Origin of the sequence: Spiroplasma endosymbiont of Melanargia galathea (assembly GCF_964031075.1) — a bacterium.
Lineage (GTDB): Bacteria > Bacillota_I > Bacilli_A > Mycoplasmatales > Mycoplasmataceae > Spiroplasma_A > Spiroplasma_A apis.
The window spans coordinates 351334-364467 of the sequence record NZ_OZ035000.1 but is presented as its reverse complement, the minus strand read 5'-3'; the positions used below and the strand labels follow the sequence as shown (position 1 = coordinate 364467).

The 13134-nt window shown below is 29.1% G+C and carries 16 protein-coding genes and 1 tRNA gene; all 17 read right to left on the bottom strand.

From position 1 onward, the window contains the following. Positions 1-20: 20 nt before the first annotated feature. Positions 21-284 carry a TIGR04561 family membrane protein gene (locus AAHM92_RS01730; RefSeq protein WP_023789121.1) on the bottom strand — a complete coding sequence of 88 codons (264 nt, stop codon included), beginning with the start codon at positions 282-284 and terminating at the stop codon, positions 21-23. 164 nt (positions 285-448) lie between these two features. Then, a complete protein-coding gene (locus AAHM92_RS01725) occupies positions 449-940 on the bottom strand; it encodes a hypothetical protein (protein WP_023789120.1) in 492 nt (163 codons plus the stop codon). A gap of 85 nt (positions 941-1025) precedes the next feature. Beyond that, the gene (gene nadE / locus AAHM92_RS01720; RefSeq protein ID WP_500222828.1) at positions 1026-1760 is read right to left on the bottom strand and encodes an NAD(+) synthase; all 735 of its coding nucleotides are present in this window, start codon (positions 1758-1760) and stop codon (positions 1026-1028) included. A 3-nt stretch (positions 1761-1763) separates the two neighbouring features. Next, a complete protein-coding gene (gene obgE, locus AAHM92_RS01715) occupies positions 1764-3056 on the bottom strand; it encodes a GTPase ObgE (protein WP_500222827.1) in 1293 nt (430 codons plus the stop codon). Positions 3057-3059: 3 nt separating this feature from the next. Further along, positions 3060-3407, bottom strand: coding sequence for a hypothetical protein (locus tag AAHM92_RS01710; protein ID WP_500222825.1), 348 nt, complete (start codon positions 3405-3407; stop codon positions 3060-3062). 9 nt (positions 3408-3416) lie between these two features. Next, a complete protein-coding gene (locus tag AAHM92_RS01705; RefSeq protein ID WP_500222823.1) occupies positions 3417-4166 on the bottom strand; it encodes a DUF3196 family protein in 750 nt (249 codons plus the stop codon). Positions 4167-4267: 101 nt separating this feature from the next. Beyond that, positions 4268-4669 carry a 50S ribosomal protein L19 gene (gene rplS / locus AAHM92_RS01700; RefSeq protein WP_051372151.1) on the bottom strand — a complete coding sequence of 134 codons (402 nt, stop codon included), beginning with the start codon at positions 4667-4669 and terminating at the stop codon, positions 4268-4270. 8 nt (positions 4670-4677) lie between these two features. Continuing rightward, on the bottom strand, positions 4678-5409 hold the full coding sequence (gene trmD, locus AAHM92_RS01695; RefSeq protein ID WP_500222821.1) for a tRNA (guanosine(37)-N1)-methyltransferase TrmD: 732 nt from the start codon (positions 5407-5409) through the stop codon (positions 4678-4680). Next, a complete protein-coding gene (gene rimM, locus AAHM92_RS01690) occupies positions 5410-5916 on the bottom strand; it encodes a ribosome maturation factor RimM (protein WP_500222820.1) in 507 nt (168 codons plus the stop codon). It lies immediately after the preceding gene. Beyond that, entirely contained in the window at positions 5909-6157 is a 249-nt protein-coding gene (locus tag AAHM92_RS01685; RefSeq protein WP_500222818.1) for a hypothetical protein, read from the bottom strand. Before AAHM92_RS01685 ends, rimM begins: the two co-directional genes overlap by 8 nt. Further along, positions 6157-6501, bottom strand: coding sequence for a 30S ribosomal protein S16 (rpsP, locus tag AAHM92_RS01680; RefSeq protein ID WP_023789111.1), 345 nt, complete (start codon positions 6499-6501; stop codon positions 6157-6159). Before rpsP ends, AAHM92_RS01685 begins: the two co-directional genes overlap by 1 nt. A 130-nt stretch (positions 6502-6631) precedes the next feature. Further along, positions 6632-6708 (bottom strand) — tRNA-Arg (locus AAHM92_RS01675). Positions 6709-6760: 52 nt separating this feature from the next. Then, positions 6761-8356: a hypothetical protein gene (locus AAHM92_RS01670; protein ID WP_500222816.1), complete on the bottom strand. Its 1596-nt coding sequence runs from the start codon at positions 8354-8356 to the stop codon at positions 6761-6763. Positions 8357-8453: 97 nt separating this feature from the next. Then, the gene (trmFO, locus tag AAHM92_RS01665) at positions 8454-9779 is read right to left on the bottom strand and encodes a methylenetetrahydrofolate--tRNA-(uracil(54)-C(5))-methyltransferase (FADH(2)-oxidizing) TrmFO (protein ID WP_500222814.1); all 1326 of its coding nucleotides are present in this window, start codon (positions 9777-9779) and stop codon (positions 8454-8456) included. 39 nt (positions 9780-9818) lie between these two features. Beyond that, positions 9819-11837: an ABC transporter ATP-binding protein gene (locus AAHM92_RS01660; RefSeq protein ID WP_500222812.1), complete on the bottom strand. Its 2019-nt coding sequence runs from the start codon at positions 11835-11837 to the stop codon at positions 9819-9821. Between the two features lie 233 nt (positions 11838-12070). Next, on the bottom strand, positions 12071-12823 hold the full coding sequence (locus AAHM92_RS01655; RefSeq protein WP_500222811.1) for a DNA-processing protein DprA: 753 nt from the start codon (positions 12821-12823) through the stop codon (positions 12071-12073). Then, positions 12824-13129, bottom strand: coding sequence for a single-stranded DNA-binding protein (locus tag AAHM92_RS01650; RefSeq protein ID WP_023789106.1), 306 nt, complete (start codon positions 13127-13129; stop codon positions 12824-12826). Between the last annotated feature and the right edge of the window lie 5 nt (positions 13130-13134).

The following is a 13134-nucleotide window of genomic DNA, read 5'->3' as shown; positions in this document are numbered from 1 at the left end:
CTTTTATGAGCTGTAATAAATTATTTTTGAGATTTCATATATTTTTTTATTTTAGCCAACTCAATTTCAAAGTCATTTCTTAGTTGTTCAAACTTTTCTAATCTTTTAAAATCCTTAGCGGTTACTTCAGTTTTTTCGTATAAATACTTTCTATTTTTTTTCAATAAAACGAAAATATATAAAATTAAAGAAGTTAAACCAATTATAGCGAAAATTAACAAAATAACCCATAATTGAACTTCGAAATTTAATACTTTAAAAACAGTACTGCTAGCTAATCACATATACGATCACCTTTATATTAAAGCCCATAATTGCAAACTACCCTATCTACAATCAATAAAATATTAACATAATTGAAGTTCATATTTCTATAAATTCTATCAAAAAAAATAGTTTTCAAAGTTATCAACATCAAATAAAAAAATTCCATAAATATGGAAATTTTTTACTCTCAACTAGCTACTAATGCATCAATAATATCGTTTTTTCATTCAATAACGTCTAGGTCATTAACAAAGAAATCAATGAATTGATCTTTAAAAGTAACGATTAAGTTAGCTGAAAAGTCTGATGCTTCTATTTCTAACTCTTTTAATTTATTAATTATTTCTTCTGGATATTCAGGATTAAATGCGATTGATTCAACACAATCTTCTGCGAAGTCCTCTGCATTATTTTCATCCTCTAATGCTCCCATTAATGCTGCATAAATTTCATCTTCGCCAACTTCATTAGCTTTAACTTCTTTTGCGATATCTTCTAAAGAACTACCGCTTTCTTTTAGTTTTTCATAAACATTTTCTATTTCTTCTCCGAATAAAACGACTGCAAAATACAAACTCATTCCAGCAATTAATTCTTCAAACATTTTATCAGCTGTTTCGTCAGGTAGACTGTCGATATACTTGCTAATTTCATTTGCTTGGGTTTCTGTCATATATAATTCTCCTCATATGTTTTATTATCTAATAAAAATATAATTTAGTCTATCAATTTACCAAAATATATTTTGTTACGCACAATTAAGGTCGTTTTAAAGTTGGAGGAACGGGTGCACTAGTTCTCTTATGACTAGATATTTTATGTAGATATTTTATTCGTTCCTCAACATCCATCGGAACAGGTTTGCCAAGTAAATAATCGTCTATTAAATCATAACCAAAGCCTATTTCTTCTTCATCTGTTTGATTTTCTCATAAACTAGCTGTTGGAGCTCTATTTATGATACTTTCTGGAACTCCTAATATTTTAGCAGCTTCCTTAACTTCCCTCTTCAAAAGATGAATTATTGGTAATAAATCAACCCCACCATCTCCGAATTTAGTGAAGTAACCTATATGTCATTCATCGGCATTATCAGTACCTAAAACCAAATAATTTTTGGTTTGTGCTATTGAATAAAGTGTTGTCATTCTTAGTCTTGCTTTTGAATTTGCTAATGCTAAAATACTTTGTTCAACCCCACTAGCATTAAGAGCTAATTTGATAGTTTCAAAAGTATTTGTCAAATTTACGTCTATACAATTTAAGTCGAGTTTTTCTATCAACTCATTTTTACAATTTTCATCCAACACCGATGAATTACATGGCATCCACACTGTCAAATAGTTATCTGGAAAAGCTTTTTTAGCTAATGCTGCAACAACTGCACTATCTATACCACCACTAATTCCAACAACTAAGCCAGAAACTCCTGTATTTTTAACGGTCATTCTAAGTCAATCTACTACTTCATTTAAATATTTTTCTAAATACATAATTTAATCCATCCATTCTAATTCAATATCATAAATTTTAACCAAATCACCTTTTTTAGCGCCTTTTTCTCTGAGTAAATCATAGGCCCCGATACGCTTTAACTTTTCATTGAATAATAATAAATTATCGTGAGTGGAGATAGGAGTTTTTTGGTGTATTTTATAAACATCTTCACCTTCAATCATTCATTTTCTATTACCTAAGTTTTTAACCTTAACGTCTTTGGTATCTCCTTCAAAAGTATAAAGTTTAAAGTCAGCTTTTTTTTCATCGGGAATTAACCACAAGGGTTCATCTTTCACAACTTCTAACAAAGAACCGATTTCCATTAATAATTTATCGATATTATACTTATTTAAACCCGAAACTTCAATTATAGTTTTATCTTTATACTTTTCTTTGAAATAAAGTAGATTGATTTCAGCTTCTTCAATATCCATTTTGTTTGCAACTATGATCTCAGATCTCTTTTCAAGATTTAGGTTGTAATTTAGAAGCTCCTTTTTTATCAATTCGTAATTTTTTATGACATCTTCAGAAGCATAATTACCAGACATATCAATAACATGACAAATAATTTTACATCTTTCAATATGTCTCAAAAATTCATGACCTAACCCTTTACCAAGACTAGCACCTTCAATAAGACCTGGTAAATCAGCCACTGTGAAGGTTCTACCTTTTTTATCTCTTGTAACCCCTAGCTGTGGGTTCAATGTTGTAAATGGATAATCAGCTACTTGTGGTCTGGAGTTTGAAATTGCTCTAAGCAACGTTGATTTACCAGCATTTGGTAAGCCAACAAAACCAACATCTGCTAAGACTTTTAATTCTGCTTTGATATTTATATTAACTCCTGGGTCACCGGCTTCAAAAATTGTTGGTGCTTTATTACGTGAGTTAGCAAATCTTGCATTTCCACGGCCACCCTTTCCACCTAAAGCTAATACTTGTCTTTGTTCGTTATGGTCGAAGTCTGCTATTATTTCGTTTGTATCTGCATTGAACAAAACAGTTCCAACCGGAACTCTAACTACTATATCTTTACCATTTTTCCCATGCATATTTTTAATATCACCCTTGTAACCATCTTCAGCAATATAATACTTTTGCAATTTCAAATCTAATAGTGAAGATTTTCCTTCATCTGCAACAAAAATCACATCGCCACCTTTTCCACCATCACCACCGTTTGGTCCTCCGTTTGCAACATATAATTCATGACGAAAAGAGACGGCACCATCACCACCTTTTCCAGATTTGATATTAAAATAAGCTAAATCTACAAACTTCATTCTTTATTCCTCTTCAATTGAAGAAATTTGTATCTCTCCATCTATTAATTGTTGATAACAATTATCGCAAGTAAAAGTTGGCATCCCGATAGATGCATTGTAATCATCAACTTCTTGTCATGCTTCTATTGGATCTTCCATCAGTTTATCTAGTTCTTCATCCGAAATGCTTGGATTATTTTCTAAAGCGTCAAAAGCCAAATCCCCCAATGATTTTGGTGAATTTGATGCCACATATCCTATTTCATCAATTCCACAAACTGAACAAGTTATTCCAAATAATTGCATCATTATATTTTTTGTGTCGTGAAACTTTATGAAGTCTTCTTCGTTAAATGTTGTTTTTTTCATGTTTTTCTCCTAAAATAAATTATCAAACTCGTTTAATAATATCATTGCTTTTTCATAATTGTAATCAATATTTTCGAAATCTTTTAATTCGTTATTTATTCCTAATGATTTTTTTGCAGTCATAATTACGCACACCAAAATTTCATTGATTCCATAACCTTCAAACTCAAAGTTCGGGAATATGCTGTAAAGATATGATTCTGCAATGTGTTTACAAATATTATATAGTGTTGGATTTTTATCATAAACCAAAATATTTAATTTTATATCGACCTCGTTGATAACCTGATTAAATTTTGAAACATCAAAAGTAGCGGGGTTTATATTAAATGACTTAGCACCTTTTTTTACAACTAAATCTACATCTAGTTTTTGTTCTAATAAAACCAAAATTAGAAAAGTTTTGAACTCATCCTTAACAAGGTCAGAAACTAAATAATCTTTAATATCAGGCAGTATCATTCTTGCATTAAAACTACGTAAAGCGTCGAAAGCTAGTAATTGAATTTCTTGGTCTAATACTTGCTTCATTACAGAAGATATTTTATTTAATGTTCAAATAGAACCATCGTTATTTAGTTTTGAAGATAGTTCGCTCTCAAGATCTTTCAAATAATTTTGCAATTTACTTTCTATATCGCTAGGTATGTAGGGTACACTTAGTTCTTCGTTTATTAATTCCAGTGCTTTCTCAAAATCTCTGTTCTTGATATTCTGTTCAATCATTAAAATTAGATTATCGTAAAAATTTGCACTCATCAAACCACCTACTAACACAACATATTATACAATACTAATATCGATTAAGAAATAACATACTTAAAAAAGAAAAAACCATTTATCATGGTTTTTATAGTTAATTACTTAACTGCTTTTTTCATAGAGTTTTTTAATGCAGCATCTTTTGTTTTAGAAGTAACAACTTCTTTAATACGAGCAGCTTTTCCTGATAATTTTCTTATATAGTAAATTCTTGCTCTTCTCACACGTCCACGTTTTAAAACGTCTATAGAATCAATAATTGGTGAATGAACTGGAAAAGTTCTTTCCACAAAAACACCGTTAGAGTTTTTTCTTACACAAACTGAGAAAGATATTCCACTTCCTTGAGTTTTAATTACAACACCTTCAAATGCTTGAATACGATACTTTTCACCTTCTTTAATTTTTACATTGACTCTTATTGTGTCACCAGATGTGAATTCTGGTAAATTAGAGTTTAATTGTTCATCAATTAAAGATTTTGTGTTTTTTGATAACATGTTCATAACTAATTTTCTCCTTTCGTATTTTTTAGATTATCGATAAATTCGATATCTGTTTTTGATAAATTTTCATCCTTTAATAGGTCTGGTCGTTTAATATAAGTATTTCTTAATCTGCCTTCTTGACGAAACTTTTGAATGTTTGCATGATGGCCGCTAAGCAGTACATCTGGGACTATTTTGCCCCTAAAATCCACGGGTTTAGTATAAACTGGATGATCTAATAGATTATTTTCAAAACTATCATTAATGTGTGACTCTTCAGAAATAACACCCGGAACCACTCGAGATATTGAATCAATCAATACAAGACTAGCTAGTTCTCCACCAGTTAATACATAATCTCCTATAGAAACTTCTATATCAACGTAGTCAAGAACTCGTTCATCAAAACCTTCGTAATGCCCACAAACTATTATTAGATGTTTATGCTTTTCTACATAGTTTCTAGCAAATTCTTGTTTCCAAGTTTTACCTTGAGGGCTTGTTAAAATTACTAACGAATCCTCAGTTTTACAAGCTTCAATCGCATTTACAACTGGTTCCACCATTAAAACCATACCTTTTCCACCACCAAATTGATAGTCATCTACTTGATTGTGATTATAGTTTGTGTAATTTCTTAAATCAACTACTTCAATCTCTATCTTTGTTTTATCTAAAGCTCTTTTTATAATAGATTCAGATATATAAGATTTAATCAAATTTGGAAATAAGGTTATTATTGAAAACTTCATTTAGATAAGCTCCGTTATATTCTTTAAAGTAATTGTTTTTGACTCGTAATCAACTTTTTCGACAAACCTGTCTACACAAGGAACTCATATAGATTGATTATCATTATTCAAAACTTTAACCAAATCCTGTGCTCCATTATACATAACATCAATAACTTTTCCATAACTACTATTTTCAAATAGTACATGAAAATCTATCAATGAAGTATATAGTTCAAATAAATCATCTTCTTTTAAAAAGTAAACTTCTCAGTCTTTATAAGTTAATGCCGTATTGATATTGTTGATGTCTTTTAATTTTAAAATATGCTTGTTATTTGAAATATGAAACTTTTCAACACAATAAACTTCAATACTATTTGACTTATCTTTCAAGAAAATCTTTTTATTGAGTAAATCCTTCTTTATTGATAAGTCACTATTAATTCATATCTTAAGTTCACCTTTAATACCATGTGTTGAAATAATTTTTCCAACACTAATTAGTTTTTCTTCAAGGTTACTCATAAAACTCGACCTCAATTTCAACTTTTTTTTCTTGAATCGAGAGATTCAGATTCATCGAATCTTGTAAAGATTTAATTATTCCCAAAATAGTTTCTCTTAAATTCATTTCAATTTTATCTTCGATAACTAAAATGAATTCGTAGGTTTTCTTAGTTTCAATTTTCTCTTTTAGAATATAGATAATATCTTTGGGTAAAAGATCCGAAATAAAATCATTCAAGATCTCGTATACAATTTTCATTATTTACTCTCGTCTTTTTTAGCTACTTTAGTTTTAGCCACTGTTTTTTTAGCAACTTTTTCTTTTTTTGGTGCAGCTTTCTTTTGTTCCAATTTTGCATTGTGCAAGTCTGTCATTACACCTTCTTTTGAAAGAATGTTTCTAACAGTATCGGTTGGTTGTGCTCCTTGTTGCATTCATTTTAGTGCTACTTCTTTTTTAAGATCTACAACACCATTTATTGGGTTGTAAGTTCCTATTAACTCGATGTATTCACCATCACGTTTAACACGTGAATCTGAGGCTACAATTCTGTAAAAAGCAGCTCTTTTTTTACCAGCTCTTTTTAATCTTAGTTTTACCATAAGTTCCTCCTTACTCTATATAAATACATTAATAATAATATATTAATAAATTATGTTGTCAAGTATTTTTACTTAACAAAGTATTTTATTTGAAAACAAAAAAAACACCAAAGGTGTTTTGAATTCATAATGGCGCCCACGAGAAGATTCGAACTTCTGACCCTACGCTTAGAAGGCGCATGCTCTATCCTACTGAGCTACGTGGGCATCAACAAGACAAAAATATAATAACAAAAGAAAGTTATTTTTGCTATCTTTTTTAGTCTTTTTTTCAATTTAATAATTTTAGTGGTAATTCAAGTGATGATTGAAACTTCAAAGTTAAATCATCACTCTTTGATTTTTCACCTTCATAATTTAAACATAGTTTTTTGAAATTTGCAAAGATATTTTCAATTAGAGTAGTTGTTTGTACAGTGTGTCCTAATGGATGTGGTCCAAAAAGTATAATGACATACTTTATCAATTCTTCCAAATTGTAATCAAAAGATCTTGCAGTTTCTGGTTCGATTGATAATAAAAATGTTAATACTTTTCCAAGTTTATGCAAAAGAACATTTTCTTGTAATTGTTTAGAGTTATCAAATTCAATTTGTGAGGCTTCGATCAATTCATCCTCACTCATAAAGAATGTCCCTTCATTCATATTTTCAAAGTTTATTCTTTCTTTAAATTTATTTTCCTTAACCTCTGTAAATAATTCTAAGATTTCGACATAAAGCTTTCGTTTCTGTTGAACATGATTATTAATAACTTTAGGTAAATACTCATGAACCAAAAGCATTGTTCTAATTTCAGAAAAAACATATCAAACAATTTCGTGAATTGTAACTAATTTATTGAAATCTACTTGTATATGTCTAGTTCCCTTTGATCTAATATATGTTTTCAAAATTTTGTAGTTCATATGTTGATGAGAAAACGGTGATAATACATCTTTAGATTCTGATGTATAGTCATCCAATATTTTGTTGTTTGCTTGAATTTTGTCTAAGTATAAAAAGTAAGGTAAATAATTTTCTAGCATCTCAAATACCTCTCCACCATCCGAAAGCATTGTAACAGCTGTTATTTCATCTTTCATTAAAATTGTTGTAACCTTAGTTAACTGGAAAAGTGCTTTGAAACGCTCTTTCATGTCAAAATCATCTCATTTAGATGCTGTAAAATTACTTAAAAATAAACTTCACTCTTCATCATTTTCAATCAATTCAATTGTTTCTTGAAGATATTCAACTTCTTTTGGTTTTCAGTCTCTGCCAGATTTATATTTTCTAATCAAATTATCTCTTTGGTAATATTTATGGACTCTTTGAAATAAACCTTGTTTTTCACCATTTTTTATTAGATTCAATGTAAACAAAAATGGATATAATGCACTAGTCTTAAGTTTTCCATCATCAGATTCATGATTAATGTCGTATTCATAATTAAACAAAGCTTCTCTTACATAGGCTTTTGATATTTTAATCAAATCTTTTGGTTTTCTAAAACAATAGTTATTGATATAAGGTAAAAGTAGACCTGAAATCAGTTCATAAACTAAATTTTCAGTTTCTTCATCTTTAATTACTAACTTTTTTGGTTTTTCTTTAACAAATCTATATCTTACTTTATGTAATTTTTCAATATTTTCAATAATATATTCAGCATATTCCTTAGTTTCTTCTAATGGAATTTCACTGATTTTTATACCTCTATAAAGGGTATATTGTATGACTCCAAAATATGTTAAAGGATATAAACTAGATATTAAGTCTTTTTGTGTAACAATATAGTATTTTAATTCTGCGTTATTCTTTGCAATGATATGCAAACCATATCAAAACAAACTTTCCTTTTCAAAATTTTTCATTTTCACCTCTAAATAGACTTGATAATTTTAGACCAAAGTTGTGTTCAATACAATTATTTTGTATAAATAAACTAATAAATGAAATTATTACCCAAATTTACAAAATATTATTTTTCTTTATAAATTCTTTCATACTAGAAATTGCTCTTTGTGAGTATAATTCTCTCTTTTCCTCTTTTTTAAGTTTATTATCAATCACCATATTTTCGACTAAACTTCAGTTTGCTTTCATAGGTTGAAAGTTTTTTTCACTAGTTGTTATTATATAGTTTTGTAAAGCACCCATAACTGTATCTTTCGGGAAAGAACAAAGCGGTTCATCATTAATCATTTTATAAATATTAATTGCAGCTATAATGCCACTACTACAAGACTCTACATATCCCTCAACCCCTGTAATTTGTCCTGCAAAGAATATATTTTTTTTAGTTTTCAATTGATTGTAGTTATTCAGTAATGCAGGAGAGTTAATAAAATTATTTAAATGCATAACTCCATAACGAACAAATTCAGCTTTTTCCAAGCCTGGAATTAGTTGAAAAACTCTTTTCTGTTCTTTTCAAGTTAAATTAGTTTGAAATCCTACCATATTATACAAATCATCTTTTGCATTATCCTGTCTTAATTGCACAACTGCAAAATTTTTGCTCCCATCGATATTACTCAATCCCGCTGGCTTTAGAGGACCAAATCTAAGAGTGTTGAAACCTCTTTTTGCCATAACTTCGACTGGCATACACCCTTCAAAAAACTTTAAATTCTTTTCTTTATCTAAGTGCTTTTCAGCCAACTGAGCATTTACCAACTCATCATAAAATTTTTTATATTCTTCTTCAGACATCGGACAGTTTATATAATCTTCCGTTTCTCCTTTATCATAACGATTTTTTCTAAAACAAATGTCCATATTTATAGTATCTTTTTTTATTATCGGAGCAACTGCATCATAAAAATAAAAATACTCTTTACCAAGTAACTTTATAATTTCATTCTGGAGATTATCGGTAGTTAGTGGTCCGGATGCAATTAATGTTATCTCATCATCATCCAAAGTGACTTTTTCCTCATCCAGAATTTCGATATATTTATTTGTTTCAAGTTTATTTGTTATGTAGTTTGAAAACTTTTCTCTGTCAACAGCAAGACTTCCTCCAGCTGGTATTTGAGCATAATAAGCCGCTTCTAAAATCAATGAGTCAAATAGTTTCATTTCTTCTTTTAAAGTACCAACAGCATTCTTATTATCTAATGATCTAAGTGTATTCGAACAAACAAGCTCTGCAAAAGAATCGAGTTTTTGCACTGGATTTTTTTGCACTCTTTTTATTTCAAATAATCTTACGTCAATTTCTCTTTTTGCTAGTTGTCAAGCAGCTTCACAGCCCGCAAGACCAGCACCAATAATATTAATTCTCTTTTTCATTACTTAATTATAGCAAATAAAAAAATGGCATAGCCATTTTTATTCCATTAATCCAGCTTCGTAAAGTTTTTTGAAGTGTCCTTCTTTAGTTTTTAGCTCGTTGAATGTACCTATTTGTACAACTCCTACATCTCTGGCTAAAACAATTATTTGGTCGCAATTTTTTATAGTACTTAACCTATGAGCGATTGATACGGTTGTTCTATTTTTCATAAGTTTATCTAGTTCATTTTGTATTTCTTTTTCAACAATATTATCTAGGGCACTTGTTGCCTCATCTAAAATTAATAACTCTGGATCTTTTAAAATCATTCTAGCAATTACTAAACGTTGTTTTTGACCACCAGATAACATAAACCCTCGTTCACCTAAAATAGTGTTATAACCGTCTGGTCAAGTCATTACTAACTCATGTAATTCCGCCTTTTTAGATGCTTCAATAGCTTCCTCTTCAGTTGCATTGAAATTTCCATATTTGATATTGTCTAGAACAGTTCCAAATAATATTTGTGGTTCTTGTTCAACATAACCAACTTTATCTAAGTAAGTAGAAAGTTTAACTTCTTTTAAATCTATATTATTGTTTATTAAAACCTTACCTTCACTAGGGTCGTAAAATCTTAACAATAGTTTAGATATTGTGGATTTACCACTTCCTGTTTCCCCAACAAAAGCATAACTCTTTCCATGTTCAAATTTGAATGTGAACTTTGGTAATATGATTTTATCTGGTTTTTCTGGATATCTAAATTCAACATCTTGTAAAATAATGTCTCCACTAATTTTATCTATTTGCATACCTTCTTCTGGTTCATAATGTGGATCTAATATAGATTTAGATCTAATAATTTCATCAATTCTGAACGAAGCTGTCGATGCTTGCACAACCCCAGCAGTAACTCTAGCTAGTTGCATAATAGGACCAACCATTGTACCAACACCACTTATAAATGATGAAAGTATAATCGAAAGCAATTGCGTTTGGTCATTGTATAATAGTGCCGCTGAGATTACAACAACCATTTGGATTGAAGAAATACCAGCAATCATAACAGTAATAATAGTCGACTGCATAGAGATAAGACTAAAAGATTTTTTATAATAATCATTGTGAATTCGCTTAAATCTTTCAGTTTCATAAACTTCAGTACCAGAAGCTTTTATTAGTCTAATAGTTGCAATTCTATCTGTAACATCACCGTTTATATTTGTTATAGAGTCTCGAACTTTAAACATAAGTTTTTTTACTATTCCAAAAGTTGAAAACATTGTTATTAATATTATTAACATCAATGCTACTAAAATTCCTGTTAATTTTAAATCTATTGTTAATAACATTCCAAGAGAACCAAAAAATGTAAATATAGCTGATAACAATGTAACAGGAACTTGTTGCGCTTGGTCACCAATAATTTGTGTATCTGAGACTATTTTTGTAAGAATTTCTCCTATTTTTTTATCAGAATAATAACTCATATCTTGTTTAACAAGTTTTTCAAGTGCTTTATTTCTTAGTTCTATTTCTATATTTTTACCCATAATACCAGCAATAAAATTGGAAATAAAAGTAAATAGTCCTAATGCTACAAAAAGTGCTAACTGAAAGTAAATTCACTCTTGTCAACCAAGTTGTAATCCAAAAAAGTCTGTGTAATAATTCTTTGAATCTAATAATTGAGAATTTTCGTATCCATTACCTCTATAATGAACACTTAATGAGTTTTCACTATTTTTTTCTAAAATCGAATTCAAACCATTTTCATCAATACTTCCACTACCAATGCGACTAGCAACGATAGCAGGAATCATAAGGCAGGCCATCATGTTTTGTATTATTTTTGGTCCTACAACGGTAGTTACAGCAGACAATCCAGTGATTATAAACAAACTAAAGGCAATTAAAGGGTGTCTTTTCAAATAATTGAAAACTATTCCAAAAAATGTTTTACCACTTCCTTTGTTTTTTTTAGTTTTAAAAGTTGGGTTTGAGGATGTTTTATCAGGGTTTTGAGTAACTAAAGATTGAGAGTTCGAGCTATTGTTATCATTATTATTCATAAGAACCTCCGCTTTCTTTCATATTTAATAATTATTATGAACCTATTTGTAGAAAATACAATTGAATATTAATTTTTATTAAAAATAAAAAAAAGAGATTTAAAATCTCTTTTTTCAATTATTAAATAAATCTATCATTTGTGTGTCGGGAATAAAATGATTAGTTAATTTAAAAATTATTAGGTATAAACCTTACAAGTGTGATATTTCTACCACGAAATTATTATACCACTTTAAATGTCGTTTACTATATCTTTTGCAGTTTCTATCAACTTTCCACCCATTTTGATCAATTTATTGGTTCCATTTAGCTCACCAGACACAGATGGTATAGCAAAAATATCTTTCCCTTCATTGAGAGCACAGTTGATAAGATTATTAAAATTATCAGCTTCTTTAAATTGAACGAAAACAATACCCTTAGAAAGTCCACATAATAATCGGTTTGAATATTCAATATAATCATCTGTTTTATCTTGACTAACCTCATAACACTCGCAAATGAATAGTATGTTTTTATGTTCTATATCTAATGTTTTATCTAAATAATCCTTGATTCCAGACTTTAAAATGAATATAGTTTCAAGTGACTTCTCTTTGCATATATCAAGAACCTCTTCATTTACACCCTCATTCTCGTTAGTAATTATTAATTTATTTTCTTTTTTCAAATCAGGCAATAATGTCGCTATTCTTGTTTTTCCATAGTCATCTATCTCTTTTCCACCAACTATACCAACATTTTTTGCATAATTACTTATCAAATTTATATCTCCTTTATAGAAAAGTACAAATGGTGGCTTATGTATATATTTTAATGAGTTTGGATAAAATGGGCTAAGAATCGTTATAAAATTACAATTTATTTTTTGCAATACATTTGTTATTTCTTCCTTTGAGATGCGTTCCTTTGTATCTAAAGCTTTGTAAATCTTATCTCAGTTTCCACTATATTTTAGTGAAAAGTATAGCAATACATTTTCCATTTAAGCTATATGTATAATCTTGTTGGCAACTATTTCATTACCATAGGTAACGCTATCAGTTGAACCAAAAGATATTATCCTTCCTTCAATTCCAACAAAAGATTGATCATAATATTCATACTCATCACCCAAAACATTACTTCATACTTTAACATTTATAAAATCGTCTGTTATTATTCCATCTTTATTTTTATAATTTCTTGGAACTCTTAAAATAAATTTAAACAGCTTTTTCTCTCCATTTTTTGAGTTGAAAACTAGCTGCGGAGTCCCCTCTATTTGTCCGATTATATTTACATTATTCATAATAA